We start from the raw sequence: 24,940 nt of genomic DNA on the forward strand, positions 1-24,940 counted from the left end.
GGTCTCAGGCTACGCGATTTGCAGTGACGAAGGCCGCAAGGCTTGCCACATTGCTGAAATGGTTGCGGGTGTCCTTGGCGTCGGCATCGATCTTGATCCCGTACTCCCTCTGGATCGCCAGGCCCAGCTCCAGGGCATCCACCGAGTCCAGGCCCAGGCCTTCGCCGAACAGGGTCTGGTGGTCGCCGATATCGTCGGTGCTGATGTCCTCCAGGCCGAGGGCGTCGATGATCAGCTGTTTGATGTCATGGTGCAGATCGCTCATCTTCGGCGAGCTCCTTGATGTAATAGTGATGCAGAAAATCGTTGAGCCTGCGCGAAGCCTGCGGCGCAGGGCCGAGCGCGGCGAACGCCTGTGGATCTATATCGGCCCCCACGTGGAAACTGAAGTGCACGCGGCGCTGAGGGATGCGATACCAGGGTTCGGCCTTGGTCAAAGTGGTGGGGCTGACCTTGATGGTCACCGGAGTGAGGATTTTCGCACCTCGCAGCGCGATGGCCGCTGCGCCCCGATGAAAGGCCGGTGGTTGGCCTGGCCGAGTACGGGTGCCTTCGGGGAACACGATCAGGCTCTGGCCGTCCTGCAGGGCGTCGCTGGCGGCATCAAGCATGTCCATGCTGCCGTCGTTGCTGATGTATTGGGTCGAACGCAGCGGGCCGCGGGTGAAGGGGTTTTCCCACAGGCTCTGCTTGACCACGCAGTTGGCGTCGCGCACCAGGCCGATCAGGAACACCACGTCGATCAGCGACGGATGGTTGGCGATGATCATTTGCCCGGGGCGACCGAGTTTCTCCGCGCCGTCGATCTGATAGGTGAGCACGCCGGTGCGGGCCATGAAACGGATAAAGAACCAGAACAGTCGCCCCACAGTGCGGCGGGCTCGCAGGCGGTGGGCCTGGGCGTCGCCGGGCAGCCAGGCCAGCAATGGAAACACCAGCAATCGCAGGCACAGCCCGCCTAGCCCGAACAGGACGAAGCTTGCCGCAGTCGCGATCAGGCGCCAGTAGTAGGCGTCGCGATGTTTGCCGTTCACCGGTTGCGTTGCCAGGTCCATACACGATTCTTCCAGGCATGTTGGCAGGTGGATAGGTTGTTCAGCAGCGTACGCAACAAACCCAGGGCATGGGGCCAGTCGCTGGCGGGCCTTTGATCGGCCTGGGTGGACAGGTCCAGTTGCCAATCGTCGCCTGGAGTCAACAGCAAGCCCACTGCATAGGGGAAGGGCACATCGTTGACCCAGGGAGCGTACACCTGGGGCGGCTGCTCTTCGGTGATCACCAGCAGCACCGCCGCCGCTCCCTCGTTCAGCAGCGCAACGGCTTCCAGGATCCCGTGTTCCAGCCCGTCGCCCGTGGCCGCCAGGGCGGTCATTTCGCTGGTTTCGCCGCGCAGGATCGACCACAGGCCGATCACGGCGTTATGCACCGACAGGCTGAATTGAGTCGGCGATAACGGTTGGTTGGCTGCCAGGTCCTTGAGAATCTCAAAAGTACGCGGGGTTTCGCCGTGACGGGAAATAAAGACCAACGGCAGGTTCGACCGGCCTTCGGCCAGCGGCCAGCCCACGCTGAAGGCCATCCGCGCCAGGCGACTGAGGCGACGGCGCTGCATGGCCGGCAGAAACGAAACGTCAGGGGCGGCATCGCTGGCGGGCAACACGACCGGCTGTCGGCTCCATGCCTGCCAGTCGTCCACGCTTTCGAGCCCAGGGGCCCACGCGCGCCATTGGGCGATGTTGAAATTGATCACAAATACACCCCACCCCTGCGGGCTTTTATTGTCACGGTTCAGTGGTTTGACCCGCGTCCAACCCTGCATGGTCTTGCGACCCAAGTGGCGCGCATTATCAGGGTGCGGTTGGCTTGTAGCAAATGCTGGTTACATTTTGCTCAGCGAAATGTACCGGTTCGTTCGTCCAGGCGCAGACAAGAGCCATTGTCGCGATTATGACGAGTATGTCTGTCGGACGTTTCTGTCACTCTCGCGCCAAGTTGATGCTTCAGGGGTGGAAAAAACCTCCGGCGTCGTAGTCCATCCGCAGCGAAGGTAGCGAAGGGGTATCGAGGCCTACTACACTCGGGAATCTTTGATACACGGAGTTTTGACATGCGGCGCGTGGTATTCAATCAGAAAGGTGGCGTGGGCAAGTCCAGCATCGCCTGCAATCTGGCAGCGGTCAGTGCCAGCGAGGGGTATCGCACGCTGTTGGTGGACCTGGATGCCCAGGCCAATTCGACTCAATACTTGACGGGCCTTACCGGCGACGACATCCCCATGGGTATCGCCGATTTCTTCAAGCAAACCCTGTCGTCCGGGCCCTTCTCGAAAAAGAACAAGGTGGATATCTACGAAACACCGTTCGACAACCTGCACGTCATCACTGCCACCGCCGAGCTGACGGATCTGCAACCCAAGCTTGAGGCGAAACACAAGATCAACAAACTGCGCAAGTTGCTCGAAGAGCTGGGCGAGGATTACGACCGGATCTATCTGGATACCCCGCCCGCCTTGAACTTCTATGCGGTTTCGGCACTGATCGCCGCTGATCGTGTGCTGATTCCCTTCGATTGCGACAGCTTTTCACGTCAGGCGTTGTACGGTCTGTTGGCGGAAATAGAAGAGCTCAAGGACGACCACAACGAAGGGCTCGAAGTCGAAGGCATCGTCGTCAATCAGTTCCAGGCGCGGGCCAGCCTGCCGCAGCAGATCCTTGACGAACTCATTGCCGAAGGCTTGCCGGTTTTGCCGGTGTACCTGAGCAGTTCGGTGCGCATGCGAGAATCCCATCAGGCGAGCTTGCCCCTGATCCATCTGGACCCGCGGCACAAGCTGACCCAGCAGTTCATGGAGTTGCATAGCTTGCTGGAAAGCGCCTGATTGACTGGCGTATACAAGTCCACTGTGGGAGCGAGCCTGCTCGCGATTGCGGTGGCACATTCAACATAGAGGTAGCCAGGCAGTCCGCTATCGCGAGCAGGCTCGCTCCCACAGTGCTGAGGTCAAATCCCCTGGCCGCGCAACCAACTCATCAACTGCGGCAACGGCAATGCCCCGCTCTGGCGCGCCACTTCGCGGCCGTCCTTGAACAGGATCAGGCTGGGTATCGAGCGGATCCCCAGCTGTGCCGATAGCTGCTGGTTGGCTTCGCTGTCGAGCTTGGCCAGGCGGCATTTACCCACCAGTTGCGTGGCGGCCTGTTCGAACACGGGCGCGAAGGATTTGCATGGCCCGCACCAATCGGCCCACACATCCACCAGTAACGGCAGGTCACCCTTGATCTGGCTGGCGTAGTCGCCTTGCTTGAGTTCGAACGGTTTGCTCAACAGCACCTGGGCCTTGCAGCGCCCGCACTTGGGCTCATCGCCCAGGCGTTCGGCGGGGATGCGGTTGAGCCCGTTGCAGTGGGGGCAGGGGATCAGCATTGGGACAACTCCAGAAAAGATCATTGGTAAAGATTTGACCACCGTGTAGAGCACACCGCAAACACTTGTGGGAGCGAGCCTGCTCGCGATTGCGGCCTGACAGTCAATACGTCATTGACTGTCCTGCCGTCATCGCGAGCGGGCTCGCTCCCACAGGGGTTACGCGTTGCCGGTTACTTCGCGCTGGTCAGCGTGTTGTAGCTGGTCATCAGGTTGCGGTAGTCCGGGATGTGGTTGGAGAACAAGGTCGCCAGCCCTTCCACATCGTTGCGCCAGTCGCGGTGCAGTTCGCAGGCCAGACCGAACCAGGTCATCAATTGCGCGCCCGAGGAGGACATGCGGTCCCAGGCCGATTGACGGGTCAGCTCGTTGAAGGTGCCAGAGGCATCGGTGACCACGAACACCTCGAAACCTTCGGCCAGGGCCGACAGTGCCGGGAAGGCTACACAGACTTCCGTGACGACGCCGGCGATGATCAGTTGCTTCTTGCCGGTGGCTTTGATCGCCTTGACGAAATCTTCGTTGTCCCAGGCGTTGATCTGGCCGGGGCGGGCGATGTACGGCGCGTCCGGGAACAGGCTCTTGAGCTCGGGCATCAACGGGCCGTTGGGGCCGGTTTCGAAACTGGTGGTGAGGATGGTCGGCAGCTCGAAGTATTTGGCCAGGTCGGCCAGGGCCAGCACGTTGTTCTTGAAGCGGTCCGGGTCGATGTCACGCACCAGCGACAGCAGGCCAGCCTGGTGGTCCACCAGCAGAACGGCGGCGTTATCTTTGTCGAGACGCTTGTAGGAAGTGGTCATGGCGTTAGTCCTCTAAGTTTTGGCTGCCGAGCGGTTCGGCGTGGTTAAAGTTTTCAGTGTTGGTGTGTTGCTAAGCGATGGACATAGATTAAAACTGGCACCTTTGATGCGCTAGACTGCAAAAATCAGCCTTAGCGTTCTATTTGGAGAACGATCATCGAAGACCTCAACACGCTTTACTACTTCACCCAAGTGGTCGAGCACGGCGGTTTCGCCGCCGCCGGCCGAGCGCTGGACATGCCCAAATCGAAGCTCAGCCGGCGCATTGCCCAACTGGAAGAACGCCTTGGGGTGCGGTTGATCCATCGCTCCAGTCGTCATTGCTCGTTGACGGAGATCGGCCAGGCCTACTACCAGCGCTGCCTGGCGATGCGGGTCGAGGCCGAGAGCGCGGCCGAAGTGATCGAGCGCAACCGCTCCGAGCCCCAGGGCCTGGTGCGTATCAGTTGCCCGACAGCGTTGCTCAACAGCTGGGTCGGGCCGATGCTGACCCGCTACATGCTCAAGTACCCACGGGTGGAGTTGTTCATTGAGAGCACCAACCGCCGGGTCGACCTGATCCATGAGGGTTTCGATATCGCGTTGCGGGTACGCTTTCCGCCGCTGGAAAACACCGACATGGTCATGAAAGTACTGGGCAATAGCACCCAGTGCCTGGTAGGCAGCCCGGCCTACCGCGAGCGTCTGTCCTCACCCGCTTCACCGGCGGACCTGCACGGTTTGCCGAGCGTGCACTGGGGGGCGGCGCAGCGTGAATACCAGTGGGAATTGTTCGGCCCGGACGGCGCCAGCGCGTTGATTCGCCATGAACCACGCATGGTCACCGATGACCTGCTGGCCCTGCGTCACGCGGTACTGGCGGGTATCGGCATCGCTCACCTGCCTGCCGTGGTGGTGCGCGAAGACCTGGCTGCTGGCCGGCTGGTGGAATTGGTACCGGGCTGGACGCCCAAGTGCGGGATCGTCCATGCGATCTTCGCCTCCCGGCGCGGGTTGCTGCCGTCGGTGCGCACGCTGATTGATTTTCTGGCCGAAGAATTCAGCCAGAGTGATATGGCGTAGGGCGCAGGCAGCATTACCACCGGATTTCCCTTGTGGGAGCGGACTCACGATCCAGGCATTTTCCCAGGACATTTATCAAGACTGCCATTCATCAGGTGCGCCGCACTGAAAACGCCCCAGGCCCTCAAAAAACACACAGCACCTGTTCGCAACCCAGGAGGCCCCATGAGCAATCCTCAAGACCCAACTATCCCCCAGGCACCCACCAACCCTAACGACGACGGCTTCGTCCTCGGCACCGCCGGCCGCGACGAAGACCCGAACGCCGCCCCGTCCTACGCCATCGACCGTCGCCACGAACGGGATGAACTGACTCCCGAAGACGCCCGCGGCATGCCCGGCTACCCCGAGAAAAAACCGCCGGCCAAACCGGCTGGTGAAGCAGAGAGTGGCGAGGCAGAACCGGGCATCGAGACGCCTGAGCAGGGCAACGATAAGGTGGGGTGAGCAGGGCTCACATCCGCTCACATTTTTTGCCGAAGTCTTGAAGCCTTGAGTGACTAGGCTAAAAAAAACTTCGGCAACCTTCTGTCTATTTGGCTCTATCGCAATTTGCGATGCGTCCGATCTGTGTTTAACTCCTCCATAGCAAAATGCGATAAGGACATTGCATGCATGTGATCACTGAGAAGCGCATCTGGGAGGCCAAGGAAAAATGGCCGCGCTGCGCCAATTCGCTGGATCAATGGTATCGGCTTATCAAACGCAACAGCCCGGCTGACTTCGCTGCGATGAAATCCATTTTTCCCGCAACCGACAAGGTCGGTCCGCTCCATGTGTTCGATATTGGTGGCAATAAATTACGACTGATTGCCGTGGTTCGCTATCGGCCTCAGCGCTTGTACATCAAATGCGTGCTGGATCATCAGGAATACGACAGAGGCAAGTGGAAGGAGGAAAAGGGATGAGTGCACTAATCGAACAAGTCGCCGCCCATTGGGAGTTTGTGTCGCCCCTGCTGCGCAAACCCAGGAACGAGGAGGACTACGACCGGTTGGTCGCAGCTCTCGATGAATTGCTGGAATTGATTGGTGAAGACGAAGCCCATCCCCTTATGAGCCTGGTGGACATCATCGGCGAATGGATCGAGGCTTGGGATCACCAACATCGGCCAATGCCCAAGGCCAGCGGCGTCGAGACACTTCGCTACCTGATGCGCGAGCATGGGATGAGCCAGAGCGACTTGCCGGGCGTCGGCACCCAGTCGGTGGTATCGGAGGTGTTGAGCGGCAAGCGCCAGCTCAATTTGAGGCAGATCCGCTGGCTGGCGGGGCGCTTCGGCGTGTCGGTTGAAACCTTTATTTGACGTTTCCCTGTGGGAGCAAAGCTTGCTCGCGATACAGGCTCCTCGGTTTATGGGGAAGACCGAGTTGCTTTCATCGCGGGCAAGCCTTGCTCCCACATGCCTTGCCCTCGCAGGACTGAAGGTTTTACGACGAACAACTGATCTCCAGATGTTTGCCCCACTCCGGCGGGCGTTGCGCGTAGCTGTCCATGCCCGGCTGTTCTTCGAACGGCCTGCTCAGCACCGTGTGCAGGCGGCGGACTTCTTCGTAGTCGCCTGCCTCGGCGGCGTCGATGGCTTTCTGCGCCAGGTAGTTGCGCAGCACATACAGTGGGTTCACCGCGTGCATGCGGACGCGACGCAGGTCTTGATCGACAGGGCCTTCGCGGCTGACGCGGGCAACGTATAGCTCGCCCCAGGCGTCGAAGCCCTTGAGGTCGACGAAGTCATCGCGCAGGGCGGCGACGGCCTGTTCGGGGGACTGATCGCCTAGCCGGCGGAAGAACAGGCTGTAGTCGACGCCGCTGTTTTGCATCAATTGCAGCAGGCGCTCCACCAGGTTCTGGTCATCCTCCTCGGCGCTGGTCAGGCCCAGGCGGCGGCGCATCAGGTCCAGGTAGTGGGCCTGGTACAGCGGCAAATACAAACCGAGTGTTTCACGCAGGGCCTCGACGCTGATGAACGGTGTCAGGGCCTGGGCCAGTGCGCTGAGGTTCCATTGGCCGATTGGCACCTGGTTGCTGAACGAGTAGCGGCCCTGGTCGTCGGAGTGGTTGCAGATGAAGTTGGCGTCGAAGTCGTCGAGGAAGGCGAACGGCCCGAAATCGAAGGTGATGCCCAGGATCGACATGTTGTCGGTGTTCATCACACCGTGGCAGAAGCCGTAGGCTTGCCATTTGGCGATCAGTTCGGCGTTGCGCTCGACGATTTCGCGGAACATCGCCAGGTACGGCTCCGGTTGTTCGCGGCACTCGGCAAAGTGCATGTTCAGCACATGCTCCGCGAGGGTGGCATGCAACTCGGGCTTTTTGGTGTAGTAGAAGTATTCGAAATGCCCGAAGCGCACATGGCTCGGCGCCATCCGCAACACCATGGCGGCGCGCTCCTGCTTTTCGCGCCATACCGGGGTGTCGGAACCGATCACGCATAAGGCGCGTGTAGTCGGTATGCCCAGGGCGTGCAGCGCTTCGGACGCCAGGAACTCGCGGATCGAGGAGCGCAATACCGCCCGTCCATCGCCCATGCGTGAGAACGGTGTCTGGCCGGCGCCCTTGAGGTGCAGGTCCCAGTGGTCCCCGGCCTCGTTGTATACCTCCCCCAGTAGCAACCCGCGGCCGTCCCCCAGTTGTGGGTTGTAATGGCCGAACTGGTGGCCCGAATACACCATCGCCCGGGGCTCGGTTTCAGCCCACAGCTTGTGTCCGCCGAACAGCTCGGCGAACAGCGGCGCCTGGGCTTCGACTGGGTCCAGGTCCAGCAATGCCATGGCTTGGTCGCTGGCAACGACCAGCCGGGGATTGTCGATGGGCTCGGGTAGCACGTGGGCCGAGAAACCGTCGCCAAGACGGGCGAAGCGGTTATCGAAGGTCAATGTTTCCAGGGTTTTCATGGCCGTCTCCGGCGCGATGCCCGCAGGCTTCGCGCGATCAGTCGAGGGTGGCTGCCGGCGGCTCTGGCAAGGACTTGGGCCCTGGCGTGAGGGGAGGCTCAGGCGTCGCGGTTTTGTCTCCAGGCAAGACAGGTGTCAGCTTGTATTCCAGGCCTTGAAGATTTTTCAAGGAAACTTCTACCTGCCGGAACGCAATGCTGATGTTCTGCTTCTTGAATTCGCGACTGATGAACCGGTTGATCTCGTCCAGCACAGGATTGCGGTCACCCAGGTCGCGCACATGCATGCGCAGCTCATGGTCCAGGGTACTCTCCCCGAAGTTGAGGAAGTACACGAGTGGTTCTGGTTCTTTCAGCACGCGCGGGTTCTCGCGGGCAGCCTTGAGCAGCAGTTCCTTGACCAGATCAAGGTCTGATCCGTAGTCGACACCCAGTTTGAGGGTTACTCGGGTGACGGTGTCGGTCAGCGACCAGTTGATCAACTGTCCGGTGATGAACGTTTTGTTCGGAACGATGATGTCTTTACGGTCGAAGTCGGTGATGGTGGTGGCACGGATACGGATTTTGCTGACCGTGCCCGACAGGTTGCCAATGGTGATGGTGTCGCCGATCCGCACCGGACGTTCGAACAGGATCATGATCCCGGAGATGAAGTTGGCGAAGATTTCCTGCATGCCGAAGCCCAGGCCGACTGAGAGCGCGGCCACCAGCCATTGCAGCTTGTCCCAGCTCACGCCCAGGGTGGACAGTGTGGTGACGAAGCCGATGCCGGCGATCACATAGGACAGCAGCGTGGTGGCGGCATAGGCGCTGCCCTGGGCCAGGTTGAGCTTGGACAGGACGAACACTTCCAAAAGTCCCGGCAGGTTACGTGCCAGGGCGAAGGTGATGCCGATGATGATCAGGGCGCCGAGCATGTCACCGATGCTGATGGGCACCATGCTCATGGTGGCGCCGGTACCGCTGGTGTACTCGTAGAGGGTGATGTTGTCCAGGTAGGAGAACACGCTGATCAGGTCCGACCAGACCCAGTACAGCGCGGCGATGAAACCGCCCAGCAGCGCCAGGCGGATCAGGCGCAGGGACTGTTCGTTGACCTTTTCGATGTCCAGGGTCGGCTCCTCGACCACTGCTTCGCCATCACCGGCTTCCTTGGTCGCCTGACGCTTGGCCAGGGCGCGCTGGTAGGCCAGGCGCCGCGCCGCGACGGACAGGCCGCGCACGAAGGTGGCCTCGATCACCAGCCAGAACATCAGCAGGTACAGGGTATTGATCAGTCGGTCGCTGAGTTTGAGCGCGGTGTAGTAGTAGCCGAAGCACACCGCTACGAACAAGGCGATTGGCAGCGCGGTGAACATCACCCCGACGGCCTTGCGGAACAGCGAGGTGTTCTGGTGGGTCGGGCTGCTGAGCAACAGGCGGCTGAGCAGCCAGGCCATCAGGGCGTAGCAGGTCAGCACCACCGGCATGCCCAATACATCGTCGGCCAGGGCCGAGGGTTGCAATTCGGCCACGGCCACCACCGCGACCAGCGCCAGTACCACCAGCCCGAGCCGGCGGATCCAGCCCTGGAGGAATTCGACCTGGGGTTTTTCCCAGCGGAAATGCAACTCGGCCACGCCACCGGGCGCCAGCACCCTATAGGCGGTATAGAACACCAGCCAGGCCTGGCCGATCTGCAGCAGCGCCGCGCCGAGGTTGGCGTTCTGGCCCCGGGCGTCGATCTGCAGGGCGTAGCCGCACAGGGCCAGCGCCAGGGCTACCGGCATTGCCAGCAGGATATTGATCAGAATCGCCTGGGGGGTGTGCCACTGACTGTCACGCTTGAAGTGGCCGACGTCCTGGTGAACCTTGTTCAACCGGGCATACAGATTCTTGCGTCGCCACAGCAGCGCACCGATGAGCAGCGCCAGGGGCAGGAACAGCAGCGGCCGCTGGGTCAGGCCGTCCGCCAGCTCACTGAGACTCGAGGCCCAGGGTAGCGAGTCGACCTGTTTTTCCAGGCGCGCTGGCACGCCCCGCATCCATTCGAAATCCAGCGGCTTGTTGCTGGGAATCCAGAACATTTGCTCTTCCAGGGTCGCCCGCAAGTTTTGGGCGGTACTGAGCAGTTGCTTCTGGTTGAGCTGCAAGGTGATGGATTCGTTAAGCACCGCGCTCAACTCGCGGTTCAGCCTTTCCAGCAGGTCGACCCGGGTCAGGGCCAGTTCCAGCAGGGTCTTGCGCAGTTGCGGCGTGACTTGCTCGGCAGGCTGCGAGGCCAGCAGATTGTCGACATAGGCGCTTGGGTTGTTCAGCAGCTCGCGTTGTTGACTGACTTCGAACTGGTACAGGCGAATGTCGGCAATCTGGTCCGCCAGATTCTTGTCCAGTTCCAGGCGCGGCAGGGTCTGGCGCTGTTTGTAGAGAATCTTGGACAGCAGCAGGCTGCCCTTGAGTACGCTGATTTGCTCGTCCAGGGCCGCGTCTGTCTGGGTAACGCTGTCCAGCAGTTGCTTGGTCTGCAGGTTCTGCTGGGTGACCTCATTGAGGCGGTCGGTGCTTTTGAGCAGATAGTCGGAAAGTTTCAGGTTGGCCGTGCTTTCGGTCGCCAGCAGGCTGCTGCCGCCGGCCTTCTGGGCTTCGATGGATTGCTGGGTCACCGTTTCCTGGGACTGGGCCAGTCGCTTCTGGTTGATCAGCGTCTGCAGGTCCTGGATTTCCTGCTCCATGCGGTCGATCTTTTCCGTCAGCAAGTCGTGCTGACTGTTGCCCAGGTCTTGCAACTGGCTGTTGCCGGCCAGTTCCTGGCGCCGCAGCGGAATCAGGGCATTGAGTGCGGCCAGTTCGGCGTTGAGCTGGTCGCGCTGTTCGCCGTTCAGGGTTTTACCGGCATCCTTGCCCGTCTTGAGGATGGTGTTGATCTGCTGGATGCGGGTCTGGCTGCTGGCGATTTCGGCCTGGGCGCGCTCGGGGCGGGTCTGGGCGGTGATGATCAGGCTGTTGGCATCGGCCAGGGCTTTTTGCAGGTCACTCTGCTGGGTGGAACGGTCCGTCAGCATCTGTTCGAGCTGGGGCACCGGCAGGTTGGCGTAACGCTGCGCCACCGGCACCACAGGGGTGCTCTTGAGCCGGGCCAGCTCGCGCTGGTTTTCAATGTTTTGCTTGGGGGCACTGGCCAGCTGCTGTTTGAGATCGACCAGCTTCTGCTCGTATTCGGCCTTGCTGGTGAGCTGTGTCAAGGTCTTTTGCAGGGTCTCCTGCAAGGCCTTCTGCTCGGCTTCCGGCAGTTTGCGGTCAGCGATTTTGTCCAGGCTGGCCTGGACCGAAGCGCTGGTGAGCGGTTCGGCGGCTTGCAGTGGGCAGACGGAAAGACTCAGGCCCAGCAGGGCAATGGTTAAAAAGGAGCGCAGGGTAGGCATAGAGACCGGTCGAGCAAGTGAAAGTGGGAGCAGTTTAGAGGAACAAGCCGGGACCCGGGCGACTTCCTTCGGGGAATCTGACGCCCACTTTGCCGATCTTGTTCCCGTCCATGACCGCAACGGTCCAAAGGGTGTTGTTCCAATCCACCTGGTCACCGACTACTGGCGCGCCACCGACTTTCTGGGCGATGAAACGGCCCAGGGACATGTCCGGATCGATGCCGTCCAGCTTCAGCCCGTACAGGGCCGCAACCGCGGCCAGCTGGGCGTCTCCTTCGAGTACGAAGTCGCCGAAGAAGCGCAGATCCAAGCCCCTTTGCGGTGCCTGGCTGAACAGTTTTCCAAGGGCCGGCAAATCGTGTTCATGGCCGATCACACACAACAAATCACCGACTTCCAGCACCGTACTACCCGACGGATGGAGCAGTTGCTGGCCACGAAACAGTGCCGCGATCCGTGTACCGTCGGGCATTTTCAGATCCCGCAGGGGCGAGCCGATGCACCATTTCTCCGCGCCGAGGCGATAGATGAACAGTTCCCACTCGCTGGTGACGTGGACCTCCAGCGCTGCCCGGGAGATCGGCAGGGGTTCTGGCGGGACGGTAACGTGCAACAGTTTGGCGACCCACGGCAGGCTCGTACCCTGCACCAGCAACGACACCAGCACGATAAAGAACGCCAGGTTGAAGTAGAGCTGGGCGTTGGGCAGGCCGGCCATCAACGGGAACACTGCCAGGATGATTGGCACCGCGCCGCGTAGGCCGACCCAGGAAATGAACACTTTCTCGCGGCCATGGAAAGCCTTGAACGGCAACAGCCCCACCATCACCGACAGCGGACGTGCGATCAGGATCATCCACAAGGCCAGGCCCAGGGCCGGCAGGGCGATCGGCAACAGGTCATGGGGCGTGACCAGCAGCCCCAGCACCAGGAACATGCCGATCTGCGCCAGCCAGGCCATGCCATCGAGCATGTGCAGGATGCCATGACGGCTGCGCACCGGGCGGTTGCCGATCACCAGGCCGCACAGGTAAACCGCGAGGAAGCCGCTGCCGTGCAGGGCATTGGTCAGAGCGAACACCGCCAGGCCGCCGCTGATGACGAGGATCGGGTAGAGCCCGTTGGCCAGGTTGATGCGGTTGACCAGTTGCAGCATCAGCCAGCCACCACCCAGGCCGATCACCCCGCCGATGCCGAATTCACGCAACAAGTGCCCCAGCAGGTTCCAATGCAGACCGGTTTCACCGCTGGCGAGCATGCCGATCAGGGTTACGGTCAGGAACACCGCCATGGGGTCGTTGCTACCGGACTCGATCTCCAGTGTCGCGCTGACCCGCTCGTTCAGGCCCTTGCCGCCCAACAGCGAAAACACCGCCGCGGCATCGGTCGAGCCGACGATGGCGCCAATCAGCAGACCTTGCATCAGGTTCAGATTGAACAGCCACGCCGCCGCCAGGCCGGTCAGCCCGGTGGTGATCAGGACGCCAACGGTGGCCAGCGACAATGCTGGCCACAACGCCACGCGAAAGCTCGACACCCGTGTGCGCAAGCCGCCGTCCAGCAGAATGACCGCCAGCGCGAGGTTGCCGACCAGATAGGCCGTGGCGTAGTTATCGAACAGAATCCCGGCGCCGTCGACACCGGCAACCATGCCCACGGCCAGGATGATCACCAGAATCGGGATGCCCAGGCGGGACGAAAGAGAACTGACCAGAATGCTCGCACCTACCAGCAACGCGCCGATCAAGAACAGGCTGTTGATGGTCGTCGCAGTCAAAGGCAGTACTCCGAGCAAGCGTGGGGGGCGGGTGCAAACTGACCATGCAGTCTGCGTGCCAGCGATTCTAACCTGTTGAAATGTGATGCTGTCAAAAAAGGTTGGCGGATTGGGGGCAGGGCACAGCCCTTGTGGCGAGGGGATTTATCCCCGATCGAGTGCGAAGCGCTCGCCTGCTGACTGCATGGCAGTACAGTATTGGGGGGCGCTTCGCAGCCCAGCGGGGATAAATCCCCACGCCGCAAGGGCAGGTTTCGCTTAAAGGCTGAACCGCCCAACCATGCTGTTCAAGTCCACGGCCAGGCGCGACAGTTCGGCACTGGCGGCGCTGGTCTGGTTGGCGCCAGTGGCCGATTGCACCGAAAGGTCGCGGATGTTCACCAGGTTGCGGTCCACTTCACGGGCCACTTGGGCCTGTTCCTCGGCGGCGCTGGCGATCACCAGGTTGCGTTCGTTGATTTCGACGATGGCGGTGTTGATGGTGTCCAGGGACAGGCCGGCACCACGGGCGATGTTCAGCGTCGACTCGGCACGTTCGGTGCTGTTGCGCATCGAATCCACGGCGTGTTCGGTGCCGCTCTGGATGCTGCCGATCATGCGTTCGATCTCGCTGGTCGACTGCTGGGTGCGATGGGCCAGAGCGCGCACTTCGTCGGCCACCACGGCGAAACCACGACCGGCCTCACCGGCACGGGCCGCTTCGATGGCGGCGTTCAAGGCCAGCAGGTTGGTCTGGTCAGCCAGGCCGCGAATCACGTCCAGCACTTTGCCGATGTCGCGGGACTCATTGGCCAGGTCGCCGATCAACGTGGCGGTGCTTTGCACATCGGCGCTCATGCGCTCGATGGCGCTGACAGTTTCCTGTACCAGGTCGCGACCGTCACCGGCAGAGGCGGTGGCGTCTTTCGAGGCTTCGGAGGTGCTGACCGCGTTGCGCGCCACTTCTTCGACGGCGCTGGTCATCTCGTTGACTGCGGTGGCGGCCTGTTCGATTTCATTGTTCTGCTGGGTCAGGCCACGGGCGCTTTCGTCGGTGACGCTGTTGAGCTCTTCGGCGGCGGAAGCCAGTTGGGTGGCCGAGCCGGAGATCCGTTGCAGGGTGTCGCGCAGTTTGTCCTGCATGGTCGACATCGCCCGCAGCAGGCGACCGGCTTCATCGTTGCCATCCACGGTAATCGGTCGGGTCAGGTTGCCCTTGGCGATTTCTTCGGCGGCGTCCAGGGCGCTGCCGATCGGACGGGTAATGCTGTTGGTCAGCAGCCAGGCAAACAGCAGGGTCAGGCCGGTGGCGATGACCAGCAGCGTGACCACCCAATTGAAGGCCGTTGAATATTGCTGGGTCGCACCCTGATTGAGGGCCTCGGCTTGCTGGTTGTTGATGTCCACCAAGCGGGCGATCGCCGCGTTGATGGCGTCTGAGTTGCTCAGCAGTTCAGTGTTGAGCAATGCACGCAGTTCATCGAGCTGATTGTTGCGCGACAACGTTTTCATCCGCTCTTCGAGCTGGCGGTATTGGCCCAGCAATTGAACGTACTGATCGTAGGCGGCCCGCTCTTGCGGGGAGCTGATGAGTTTTTCGTAGGCGCTTTGAGCCGTCTGGATCTGCTGGTTGCGTTGCTCGAACAAGCTGAAGGTTTTCTGCTGGACGTCCGGTTCGCGGTTGACCAGCAAGCGATAGGACAGCACGCGCAGACGCAGGGTCAGCGAGGTGAATTCATCCAGGGCCTTGATGCTGGGCACGCTGTTCTGGACGAGGCTTTCGCCGGATGCACGGATTTTGCTCATCTGGCTCAGGGCGAACACCCCGAGGGCCAGCATCAGGGCGCCGATCAGGGCAAACCCCAGGAACGCCCGCGGCGCGATATTCATATTACGTAGGGACATGGAAAGTACCGGAAGGGGGCGCGTCCGTGCGGGGGTGGTGACAGGTGTTCCCTGACTTATCGGTCATACGACTAAAGTCTTGAGTCGCTGCGTGCTTTTGTCGCAGGGCGGCGCCTGCTGCGCGACGAAGGGGGGAACCAGATCTTCCATTCACAGTCTTTACAGCTCGCCAGCGAAGCACCGCCGCCCCAAGTCGTGGCATTGACGGTGACTTTTCTTTATCGTACGCGCCCCCTTGAAAAAGCCTGGAAATCAATATGTTGGAAACATCCCTCAGCCAACTGGAACAACTGGTCAACGACCTGGTGCAACAGAACCGTCAACTGGCCGGCCTGAATGAGACCCTGAACGCGGAACTGGCCAAGGCCAAGGATGAAAATGAAAGCTTGCAACTGAGCCTGATGGAACAGGAAGAGCTGCACGGCACCACCGCCGCGCGCATCCAGGCCCTGATCGAGCGCGCCAGCGCCGGTCCTGTCAGCGCATGAAGCATGGCGCCGACGGGGTGACAGTCGTCTCGATCCTGGGAGAGGACTATTCAATCAAGGCGCCGGCCGGGCAGGAACAGGCCCTGCTGGACGCCGCTTCGATGCTCAAGGCCGCTCTGGCCGACACCAAAAGGAAATACCCGACGCTGATCGGTGATCGTCTGCTGGTGCTGGCGGCCATGAACCTGTGCTCGCAGCAGATGGAAATGCAGAAGCAACATCAAGCGGAACTCGACCGTTACCAAGAGCAAGTCAGCGCCACGGTCGAGGTCATTTCCAAGACGATTCAGCAGGCTTGAAGTCGCAACTTGGCTTACAAAGCGTCGTTGTCTGTACTTAAGTCATCGCGAGCAGGCTCGCTCCCACATGGGGCTGAGTGAACGCAATATCCGTGTTCACCGCCGATCCACTGTGGGAGCGAGCCTGCTCGCGATTGGATTTCAGCCGCGCCGCAAGAACTGGATCAGAACCACTCATCCCGCATCCCAAGGCAGGTATCATCCCGCGCCTCAAGCAGCGCCAGCTCATGCTGACAACCTGGGACTTCCCAGGTCAGGAAATACCGCGCTGCTTGCAGCTTGCCTTTATAGAAGTCGGTGTCCGCTGCGTTCCCCTTGGCCAGGCCTTCCTCGGCCCGAATCGCCTGCTCCAGCCAGCGCCAGCCAATCACCATGTGCCCAAACACCTTGAGATACAGCGCCGAGTTGGCGAGGCTGCTGTTGACCTTGCCTTGGGCCAGGTCCGTCAGCAGGCCCAGGGTCACCGTTTGCAGGCGCGCCACCAGGGCTTCCAGCGGCTGACGCAACGCCGCCAATGATTCGTACGCCTGGGCGCGTTCGCTGGTGTCGGCCACCAGGCGGATCAGTTGCTTGAGCCCTGCACCGCCGTTTTGCGCCAGTTTACGTCCCAGCAGGTCCAGGGACTGGATGCCGTGGGTGCCTTCGTGAATCGGGTTCAAGCGGTTGTCGCGGTAATACTGTTCGACCGGGTATTCGCGGGTATAGCCGTGGCCCCCCAGAATCTGGATCGCCAGTTCGTTGGCTTTCAGGCAAAACTCCGATGGCCAGGATTTGACGATGGGGGTCAGCAGATCCAGCAACTCATGGGCGCGTCTGCGCTCGGCTTCGCTTTCAAGGGTGGTGGTGTCGTCGAACAGGCGTGCGGCGTACAGGCCCAAGTCAAATGCGCCTTCAACGTAGGCCTTCTGGGTCAGCAGCATGCGACGTACATCGGCGTGCTGGATGATCGCCACGGGAGCGGTGGTGGGGTCCTTGCTGTCGGGCACCCGGCCCTGCGGACGTTCGCGGGCGTATTCAAGGGAATACAGGTAGCCGGCGTAACCCAGCATGACCGCACCCATGCCAACGCCGATCCGCGCTTCGTTCATCATCTGGAACATGTAGCTCAGGCCGTGGTGCGGTTTTCCTACCAAGTAACCGACGCATTCGCCGTTGTCGCCGAAGTTCAGCGCCGTGGAGGTGGTGCCGCGCCAGCCCATCTTGTGGAACAGCCCGGCCAGCAGCACGTCGTTACGCTGGCCGAGGCTGCCGTCGTCGTTGACCAGGAACTTGGGCACGATAAACAGCGAGATGCCCTTAACGCCGGGTGGCGCGTCCGGCAGTTTCGCCAGGACCATGTGCACGATGTTTTCCGACAGCGGATGATCGCCGCCGGAGATGAAGATCTTGTTGCCCTTGAGCCGATAAGTGCCGTCGGATGCCGGCTCCGCACGGGTACGAATATCCGATAGCGAAGATCCGGCGTGGGGTTCGGTCAGGGCCATGGTGCCGAAGAAGCGACCATCGATCATCGGTTGCAGGAAACGTTGTTTCTGCTCCTCGCTGCCGAAGCTTTCGATCAGGTTCGCCGCGCCCATGGTCAGGAACGGGTAAGAGGTCGAAGCGGCGTTGGCCGACTGAAAGTGCGCGAAGCAGGCTTGGGACAGCAGCGTCGGCAATTGCATGCCGCCGGCGTCGAAACTGCGTGCGGCATTGAGAAAACCGGCCTCCAGGAAGGCATCCACCGCCGGCTTTACTTCCGGAATCAGGATCGCCTGACCGTCCTCGTAGCGCGGCTCGTTTTCATCGTTCTTGCGGTTATGCGGTGCGAAATATTTTTCGGCGATGCTGCGGGCGGTGCCGATGGCCGCGTCGAAGGTTTCGCGATTGTGCTCGGCGAACCGCTCGCGCTGGGTCAAGCCCTCGGCATCAAGGACTTCATACAGCTCGAAAGCCAGATTTCGGGAACTGAGCAACGTCTCGGACATGGCGGCTTACCTTTTTTTAGAATGGGCCGAGTCTAGGCGTGGCAATAGAGGCTGAACAGGATGATTGATGGCAGTGATGCAGAGGTGAGGGCAACACTAATCTAAATGTGGGAGCGAGCCTGCTCGCGATAGCGGTGGGTCAGTCAGGAATGTTGTCGACTGATCCACCGCTATCGCGAGCAGGCTCGCTCCCACAGGGATTTTGATGACCAGGCACCCATTGCAGATGCCTGGTCTACAGCGGTTTAGCCGATGGTCATCAGGCTGGCGTTGCCACCCGCCGCAGCGGTGTTGACGCTCAACGCCCGTTCGATCACCAGGCGCTCCAGTGCGATGTTGGTTTCGCCCTGGGACAAGCCCTGGACTCCGACAATGGCGCCGGCACGCTTGGCCACTTGCTGGCAAACGCTGCGCAGTTGATCCGAGTCGCCATGATGCAGGACGGCGTCGTAAGCCACTTCGTCCTTGGCCCAGTCGGAAACCCGCTGGATGCGCGCTTGAATTTCTTTCGGCAAGCGTGCGAACAGAGCTTTGCTGGTGTCGGTTTCCGGCCAAACAGCCGAGCCGCCTACCGCCAGCACCGCGGCCAGTTGCGTCAGCAGATCGCCCTCTACGTCCGCCAGGCACAGCACGTGCTCGCGGGGCAGAATGGCGTAGCTGTTGCGTTCGCCGGTCGGGCCGGTCAGTTGGCGGGTGATACCGCTTTGCGACTGAGCCGCGAACTGTACGCACAGGGCGCTCAATTCGGCGAGTTTCTGGCTGTCTGCCCAGGCTTGCAGGGCGGTCAGCGGCTTGCTCATGGCGTCACGCAAGCGCAGGTCTGGCGCGTTGAGGGCGTCGTCACGGACGAACGACTGCTGGATCGCATCGGTAGGCCGTGTCGACAGCAGGCGGTACAGATACAGCGGACCACCGGCCTTGGGACCGGTGCCCGACAGGCCTTCGCCACCGAACGGTTGCACGCCGACCACGGCACCCACGATGTTGCGGTTCACATAGACGTTACCGGCATGGACGTTATCGATCACCTTGGCGATGGTCTCGTCGATGCGGGTGTGTACGCCCAGGGTCAGGCCATAACCGGAGGCATTGATCTGGTTGATCAGTTGATCCAGTTCCTTGCGCTTGTAGCGCACCACGTGCAGCACTGGGCCAAAAATCTCACGCTGCAGCTCGTCGAAGCTTTCCAGCTCGATCAGGGTCGGCATCACAAACGTGCCGCGTTTGCACTCGGCACTGTCGGCGATTGCCATCTGATAAACCGTACGACCTTTGTCGCGCATGGCCTGGATGTGTTTCTCGATACCGGCCTTGGCTTCAGCATCGATCACCGGGCCGATGTCTACCGACAGACGCTCCGGGTTGCCGAGACGCGATTCAGCCATGGCACCCTTGAGCATTTCGATGACGCGGTCGGCCGAGTCTTCCTGCAAACACAGGACCCGCAGGGCGGAGCAACGCTGGCCGGCGCTGTCGAATGCTGAAGACACCACGTCGATGACCACTTGTTCGGTCAGGGCCGAGGAGTCGACGATCATTGCGTTCTGGCCACCGGTTTCGGCGATCAGCGGGATCGGCCGCCCCTGGTTGTCCAGGCGCCCGGCGATGTTGCGCTGCAACAGACGAGCGACCTCGGTGGAGCCGGTGAACATTACGCCTTTGACCCGATCGTCACCCACCAGACGGGCTCCGACGGTTTCGCCACGGCCCGGCAGCAGTTGCAGCACGCCTTCCGGAATACCGGCTTCGAGCATCAGGCGCACGGCCTGGGCAGCCACCAACGGCGTCTGCTCGGCAGGCTTGGCCAGTACCGGGTTACCGGCGGCCAGCGCGGCGGCCACTTGTCCGCTGAAAATCGCCAGCGGGAAGTTCCACGGGCTGATGCAGACCACCGGGCCCAGTGGGCGGTGGGCATCGTTGGTGAAGTCGTTGCGGGCCTGCACTGCGTAGTAACGCAGGAAGTCCACGGCTTCACGCACTTCGGCGATGGCGTTGGCGAAGGTCTTGCCGGCTTCGCGGGCCAGCAGGCCCATCAACGGCTGGATCTCGCCTTCCATCAGGTCGGCGGCGCGCTCCAGGATCGCAGCGCGCTCGGCCGGTGGCGTGGCCTGCCAGATCGGCGCCGCGTTGAGGGCGCACTGGATGGCGTTGTCGACGTCAGCGACCGTGGCTTCCTGCACATGGCCGACCACGTCACGGTGATCGGACGGGTTCAGCACCGGTGCCGGTGTTTCTTCGCTGGCTGCGCAACCGAGCATCGGCGCGGCTTTCCAGTTGTTATGGGCGGTAGCCAGCAGGGCGCAGGACAGCGAGGCCAGGCGATGTTCGTTGGCCAGGTCGATGCCGCTGGAGTTGGCGCGCTCGCTGCCATACAGGTCACGCGGTAGCGGGATGCGCGGGTGCGGCAGGCCGAAACCGCCTTCCAGGGTTGCCATCTGCTCGATGCTGGCAACCGGATCGGCCACCAGCTCCTGAATGGAAATGGACTGGTCGGCGATGCGGTTGACGAACGAGGTGTTGGCACCGTTTTCCAACAGGCGACGAACCAGATAAGCCAGCAGTGTCTCGTGGGTGCCGACCGGAGCGTACACGCGGCACGGACGGTTCAACTTGCCTTCGGAAACTTTGCCTACAACCTGCTCGTACAGCGGTTCACCCATGCCGTGCAGGCACTGGAACTCATACTGGCCCGGGTAATAGTTCTGACCGGCGATGTGGTAGATGGCCGACAGGGTATGGGCGTTGTGCGTGGCGAATTGCGGGTAGATGGCTTCCGGCACCGACAGCAGTTTGCGCGCGCAGGCGATGTAGGACACGTCGGTGTACACCTTGCGGGTATAGACCGGATAGCCTTCCAGGCCTTCGACCTGGGCGCGCTTGATCTCGCTGTCCCAGTAGGCGCCTTTCACCAGGCGGATCATCAGGCGGTGACGGCTGCGGCGGGCCAGATCGATGACGTAGTCGATCACGTACGGGCAACGCTTCTGATAGGCCTGGATCACGAAGCCAATGCCGTTCCAGCCAGTCAGTTGTGGTTCGAAGCACAGGCGTTCCAGCAGGTCCAGGGACAGTTCGAGGCGGTCGGCTTCTTCGGCGTCGATGTTCAAGCCGATGTCGTATTGCTTGGCCAGCAGGGTCAGCGACAGCAGGCGCGGGTACAGCTCTTCCATGACGCGCTCGTACTGGGCTCGGCTGTAGCGGGGGTGCAGGGCCGAGAGCTTGATGGAAATGCCCGGACCTTCATAAATCCCGCGGCCGTGGGACGCCTTGCCGATCGAGTGGATGGCTTGTTCGTACGAGGCCAGGTACTTCTGGGCGTCATGTTCGGTGAGTGCGGCTTCACCCAGCATGTCGTAGGAATAGCGGAAACCCTTGGTCTCGAATTTGTTGGCGTTGGCCAGGGCTTCGGCGATGGTTTCACCGGTGACGAACTGCTCGCCCATCAGGCGCATGGCCATGTCGACGCCCTTGCGGATCATCGGCTCGCCACTCTTGCCAATGATGCGGCTCAGGGAGGAAGTCAGGCCCGCTTCATTATGGGTGGCGACCAGTTTGCCGGTCAGCAGCAGGCCCCAAGTGGCGGCGTTGACGAACAGCGATGGGCTGTTGCCCAGGTGCGGGTGCCAGTTGCCGGTGCTGATCTTGTCGCGGATCAGTGCGTCGCGAGTACCTTTGTCCGGGATACGCAGCAGCGCCTCGGCCAGGCACATCAGCGCCACGCCTTCCTGGGACGACAGGGAAAACTCCTGCAACAGCCCCTGAACAATACCGGCACGGCCGCCGGCACTCTTCTGGTTGCGCAGTTTTTCAGCAATCGAGGAGGCCAGTTTGTTGGTGGCTTCGGCCATGTCGGCCGGCAGGCGCGCCTGCTCGATCAGCATCGGCACCACTTCCGGCTCCGGACGACGGTAAGCGGCGGTGATAGAGGCGCGCAGGACCGATTGCGGCAAAATGCTTTCGGCAAACTCCAGGAAGCACTGGTGCGCGTGGTCGACCTGGACGTCGCCGGCTTCATCGTTGTCGGCGCGGGTCGAACCGTTCAGTTCGGTCAGGGTTGCACCACCCTCGAGTTTTTCCAGGTAATTGAAAATTGCCTGCTTGATCAGCCAGTGGGGCGTGCGATCAATCGAGGTTGCGGCCGCCTTGAGGCGTTCGCGGGTTGGGTCATCGAGTTTGACCCCAAGGGTGGTGGTAGCCATATTTTTATCCTCATGTTTACCACGTATCGCGTGGCATCAGCTGGCGGCAAGATTAGCTGCGAGCTGGCCGAGGTGCAACCGGGTGCAACCTTTTTTCGTCGAAAAAATAAGCAGCTCATCAGGAAAGCAAAATTCGCGGCGTGAGCGGTGCTTCTGCTTAGTGCATTGGCTTCTAGCCAAAGGTTGATACCGCACTAAAAGGGAGCAAAAAACGGTCATTTGGCGAAAAAACCGACTGGGTGCAACTGAATCGAGCGAAACTGGTTGCACCTTATTTCATTTGTTGAATAGCATTCGTCGCCAAGGTGCAACCGGCTCGAAGCCGAGGGGCATCGGCTGATGGCTTTCCTGGGGAAACATCAGTCATAAATTCGCGGGTCCTGGAAACGTCAAGCAAGGTCTATGGTTGTCTTGTCGACGCTTCCTACTGCCACCGCTACATAAAAACAAAGCCAGGGCGTAACTCATGAGTGTTAGTAATCCCACCCTGATCACTTTCGTGATCTATATCGCTGTAATGGTCCTGATCGGCCTGATGGCTTATCGCTCCACCAATAACCTTTCCGATTACATCCTGGGCGGTCGCAGCCTGGGCAGCGTCGTGACTGCATTGTCCGCCGGTGCCTCCGACATGAGCGGCTGGCTGTTGATGGGCTTGCCCGGTGCTATCTACATGTCCGGCCTGTCGGAAGGCTGGATCGCCATCGGCCTGATCATCGGTGCCTACCTGAACTGGCTGTTCGTGGCCGGTCGCCTGCGGGTACAGACCGAGCACAACGGTGACGCGCTGACACTGCCGGATTACTTCTCCAGCCGTTTTGAAGATACCAGCGGCCTGCTGCGGATCATCTCTGCGGTGGTGATCCTGGTGTTCTTCACCATCTACTGCGCCTCCGGCATCGTGGCCGGTGCCCGTCTGTTTGAAAGCACCTTCGGCATGTCCTACGAGACAGCGCTGTGGGCCGGTGCGGCGGCAACCATTGCCTACACCTTCATTGGTGGCTTCCTGGCCGTGAGCTGGACCGACACCGTACAAGCGACCCTGATGATCTTCGCGCTGATCCTCACGCCGATCATCGTGCTGCTGGCGACCGGCGGCGTGGACACCACGTTCCTGGCCATCGAAGCGAAAGATCCTACTGCTTTCGACATGCTGAAAAACACCACGTTCATCGGCGTGATCTCGCTGATGGGCTGGGGCCTGGGCTACTTCGGCCAGCCGCACATCCTGGCGCGTTTCATGGCTGCTGACTCGGTCAAGTCCATCGCCAAGGCTCGTCGTATCTCGATGGCCTGGATGATTCTCTGCCTGGGCGGCACCGTGGCTGTCGGCTTCTTCGGTATCGCTTACTTCTCGGCGCACCCGGAAGTGGCCGGCCCCGTGACCGAGAACCCTGAGCGTGTGTTCATCGAGCTGGCCAAGCTGCTGTTCAACCCATGGGTGGCCGGTGTGCTGCTGTCGGCGATCCTGGCAGCTGTCATGAGCACCCTGAGCTGCCAGTTGCTGGTGTGCTCCAGTGCCCTGACCGAAGACTTCTACAAGGCTTTCCTGCGCAAGCATGCTTCCCAGTTGGAGCTGGTCTGGGTCGGCCGCGCCATGGTGTTGCTGGTGGCAGTGGTTGCCATCTTCCTGGCTGCCAACCCGGAGAACCGTGTCCTGGGTCTGGTGAGCTATGCTTGGGCCGGTTTCGGTGCTGCCTTCGGTCCTGTTGTCCTGATCTCGGTGATCTGGAAAAACATGACCCGTAACGGCGCGCTGGCAGGCATCCTGGTGGGGGCGATCACCGTGATCGTCTGGAAACACTTCGAGCTGCTGGGCCTGTACGAAATCATCCCAGGCTTCATCTTCGCCAGCCTGGCTATCTACTTCGTCAGCAAGATGGGCTCGCCTACCGCCGGTATGCTGCAGCGCTTCGAAGCGGCTGAGAAAGATTTTCGCCTGAACCAGTAAGACCTCCAGCGAGGCCTTGACGGCTCGCGCGAAGGTTCTGAATAGAGAAACGGCCCGTCCTCCCATGGAGACGGGCCGTTTTTTTATGGGCATCAGTCCAGCTCTGTGTCGGGCTGATTGAGAAATATCAGCACGCCCAGTAGCGCCATGTAGAACCTGAAGGCTGCGTCCTGGCCATTCCAGATTTCTGATTGCCACATCAGAAACCATTCCCCGCCGACGACCATGAAGCCAAAGAACCAGACGAAGAAACCCACCGTCAAACCGATGATGGCGCAGCGTTTGGCCTGAGCGAAAACCACGCTCGGGGTTTTACGTGCCTGCCATAGTTCGAGCGCGCCATAGCCCAGCAAGCCTGCGGTGAGCGCTTCGCCAAGGATGATCAGCCAGTAGGCGCCGTGCCATGCCCAAGGCTGGTCGATGGCGCGATAGCGCGCGGCATTGTCGGGAAAGGTGGTGTCCATACTCAGCACGTGATGGACGAAATTGAAGTTGGAATGGTAGTCCGTGATGTTGTTGAACACGGTCAGCAAGGCGAAAGCGGCGAGAGCCAGGGTCATTGCGATTTTTGCGTAGCGAGTCGTCATGGGTTGCGTCCTTTGCTTTTTGCGACGAAAGGACGTTAGCACGGCCCAGTGCGGTCCTGAGGCCGTCAGGTTGTAGGAATTTGCTGATTGTTTCCTGCGGCGACTTCGGTCACCACCATGCGCGGAATGTCTGTCGGAAAACGCAGCGGGCAATGCGGTTTTAATCTCCTTGAATGTAAGGCAATTCTGTTTTTCCTGAGGTCCGATCA

General features: G+C 61.0%; 20 protein-coding genes and 1 pseudogene. 8 read left to right on the plus strand and 13 right to left on the minus strand.

The window, feature by feature from the left end; translation table 11 throughout:
- Nucleotides 1–4: 4 nt before the first annotated feature.
- From AC3I65_RS01730 to AC3I65_RS01740, 3 genes are read right to left on the minus strand one after another with little or no spacing between them, the layout of a single operon-like run.
- Nucleotides 5–265, minus strand: a complete 261-nt coding sequence (locus AC3I65_RS01730) for a phosphopantetheine-binding protein (protein WP_047225937.1) — start codon at nt 263–265, stop codon at nt 5–7.
- Nucleotides 246–1,055: a lysophospholipid acyltransferase family protein gene (locus tag AC3I65_RS01735; protein ID WP_047225936.1), complete on the minus strand. Its 810-nt coding sequence runs from the start codon at nt 1,053–1,055 to the stop codon at nt 246–248. The genes AC3I65_RS01730 and AC3I65_RS01735 overlap by 20 nt, the downstream gene beginning before the upstream one ends.
- Entirely contained in the window at nt 1,031–1,750 is a 720-nt protein-coding gene (locus tag AC3I65_RS01740; RefSeq protein WP_047226187.1) for a beta-ketoacyl synthase chain length factor, read from the minus strand. The genes AC3I65_RS01735 and AC3I65_RS01740 overlap by 25 nt, the downstream gene beginning before the upstream one ends.
- A gap of 357 nt (nt 1,751–2,107) precedes the next feature.
- On the opposite strand from AC3I65_RS01740, the gene AC3I65_RS01745 reads away from it, so the two are divergent.
- The gene (locus tag AC3I65_RS01745; RefSeq protein ID WP_047225935.1) at nt 2,108–2,878 is read left to right on the plus strand and encodes a ParA family protein; all 771 of its coding nucleotides are present in this window, start codon (nt 2,108–2,110) and stop codon (nt 2,876–2,878) included.
- A 122-nt stretch (nt 2,879–3,000) separates the two neighbouring features.
- Here the strand turns inward: AC3I65_RS01745 and trxC are convergent, their stop codons facing one another.
- Complete coding sequence (gene trxC, locus AC3I65_RS01750) at nt 3,001–3,423, minus strand: thioredoxin TrxC (protein WP_171061286.1); 423 nt, start codon at nt 3,421–3,423, stop codon at nt 3,001–3,003.
- A 173-nt stretch (nt 3,424–3,596) separates the two neighbouring features.
- Complete coding sequence (ycaC, locus tag AC3I65_RS01755; protein WP_047225933.1) at nt 3,597–4,223, minus strand: isochorismate family cysteine hydrolase YcaC; 627 nt, start codon at nt 4,221–4,223, stop codon at nt 3,597–3,599.
- A 156-nt stretch (nt 4,224–4,379) separates the two neighbouring features.
- Here ycaC and AC3I65_RS01760 point away from each other — a divergent pair, with 156 nt between their 5' ends.
- The 4 genes from AC3I65_RS01760 to AC3I65_RS01775 all read left to right on the plus strand — a co-directional run bounded on the left by AC3I65_RS01760 (nt 4,380) and on the right by AC3I65_RS01775 (nt 6,591).
- Nucleotides 4,380–5,285 (plus strand): LysR family transcriptional regulator, encoded by a 906-nt coding sequence (locus AC3I65_RS01760; protein WP_188252209.1) that lies wholly within the window; start codon nt 4,380–4,382, stop codon nt 5,283–5,285.
- 165 nt (nt 5,286–5,450) lie between these two features.
- Complete coding sequence (locus tag AC3I65_RS01765; protein WP_047225931.1) at nt 5,451–5,732, plus strand: hypothetical protein; 282 nt, start codon at nt 5,451–5,453, stop codon at nt 5,730–5,732.
- Between the two features lie 164 nt (nt 5,733–5,896).
- A complete protein-coding gene (locus tag AC3I65_RS01770) occupies nt 5,897–6,193 on the plus strand; it encodes a type II toxin-antitoxin system HigB family toxin (RefSeq protein WP_188252186.1) in 297 nt (98 codons plus the stop codon).
- Nucleotides 6,190–6,591 carry a helix-turn-helix domain-containing protein gene (locus tag AC3I65_RS01775; protein WP_076382957.1) on the plus strand — a complete coding sequence of 134 codons (402 nt, stop codon included), beginning with the start codon at nt 6,190–6,192 and terminating at the stop codon, nt 6,589–6,591. The genes AC3I65_RS01770 and AC3I65_RS01775 overlap by 4 nt, the downstream gene beginning before the upstream one ends.
- Nucleotides 6,592–6,715: 124 nt before the next feature.
- Here the strand turns inward: AC3I65_RS01775 and selO are convergent, their stop codons facing one another.
- From selO to AC3I65_RS01800, 5 genes and pseudogenes are all read right to left on the minus strand, one after another.
- Nucleotides 6,716–8,179 carry a protein adenylyltransferase SelO gene (gene selO, locus AC3I65_RS01780; RefSeq protein ID WP_107321425.1) on the minus strand — a complete coding sequence of 488 codons (1,464 nt, stop codon included), beginning with the start codon at nt 8,177–8,179 and terminating at the stop codon, nt 6,716–6,718.
- A gap of 37 nt (nt 8,180–8,216) precedes the next feature.
- A complete protein-coding gene (mscK, locus tag AC3I65_RS01785; RefSeq protein ID WP_448693265.1) occupies nt 8,217–11,579 on the minus strand; it encodes a mechanosensitive channel MscK in 3,363 nt (1,120 codons plus the stop codon).
- Between the two features lie 34 nt (nt 11,580–11,613).
- On the minus strand, nt 11,614–13,356 hold the full coding sequence (locus AC3I65_RS01790) for a potassium/proton antiporter (protein ID WP_047225926.1): 1,743 nt from the start codon (nt 13,354–13,356) through the stop codon (nt 11,614–11,616).
- A 258-nt stretch (nt 13,357–13,614) separates the two neighbouring features.
- Nucleotides 13,615–14,487: a methyl-accepting chemotaxis protein gene (locus AC3I65_RS01795; protein WP_370695185.1), complete on the minus strand. Its 873-nt coding sequence runs from the start codon at nt 14,485–14,487 to the stop codon at nt 13,615–13,617.
- Nucleotides 14,488–14,517: 30 nt separating this feature from the next.
- Nucleotides 14,518–15,240, minus strand: a pseudogene (locus tag AC3I65_RS01800) (MCP four helix bundle domain-containing protein); the annotation flags it as partial.
- 257 nt (nt 15,241–15,497) lie between these two features.
- On the opposite strand from AC3I65_RS01800, the gene AC3I65_RS01805 reads away from it, so the two are divergent.
- Entirely contained in the window at nt 15,498–15,728 is a 231-nt protein-coding gene (locus AC3I65_RS01805) for a hypothetical protein (RefSeq protein WP_047225924.1), read from the plus strand.
- Nucleotides 15,725–16,027 carry a cell division protein ZapA gene (locus AC3I65_RS01810; protein WP_047225923.1) on the plus strand — a complete coding sequence of 101 codons (303 nt, stop codon included), beginning with the start codon at nt 15,725–15,727 and terminating at the stop codon, nt 16,025–16,027. Before AC3I65_RS01805 ends, AC3I65_RS01810 begins: the two co-directional genes overlap by 4 nt.
- Nucleotides 16,028–16,191: 164 nt before the next feature.
- On the opposite strand, the gene AC3I65_RS01815 is transcribed toward AC3I65_RS01810, so the two are convergent.
- Nucleotides 16,192–17,994: an acyl-CoA dehydrogenase gene (locus AC3I65_RS01815; RefSeq protein WP_076382952.1), complete on the minus strand. Its 1,803-nt coding sequence runs from the start codon at nt 17,992–17,994 to the stop codon at nt 16,192–16,194.
- Nucleotides 17,995–18,239: 245 nt separating this feature from the next.
- Nucleotides 18,240–22,193, minus strand: a complete 3,954-nt coding sequence (gene putA / locus AC3I65_RS01820) for a trifunctional transcriptional regulator/proline dehydrogenase/L-glutamate gamma-semialdehyde dehydrogenase (RefSeq protein ID WP_076382950.1) — start codon at nt 22,191–22,193, stop codon at nt 18,240–18,242.
- Nucleotides 22,194–22,659: 466 nt separating this feature from the next.
- Between putA and putP the strand changes: the two genes are divergently transcribed.
- On the plus strand, nt 22,660–24,144 hold the full coding sequence (gene putP / locus AC3I65_RS01825) for a sodium/proline symporter PutP (protein WP_047225920.1): 1,485 nt from the start codon (nt 22,660–22,662) through the stop codon (nt 24,142–24,144).
- Between the two features lie 92 nt (nt 24,145–24,236).
- Here the strand turns inward: putP and AC3I65_RS01830 are convergent, their stop codons facing one another.
- Entirely contained in the window at nt 24,237–24,731 is a 495-nt protein-coding gene (locus AC3I65_RS01830; protein WP_076382946.1) for a DUF2165 family protein, read from the minus strand.
- Between the last annotated feature and the right edge of the window lie 209 nt (nt 24,732–24,940).

The sequence above is a fragment of the Pseudomonas sp. N-1-13 genome (assembly GCF_057787095.1).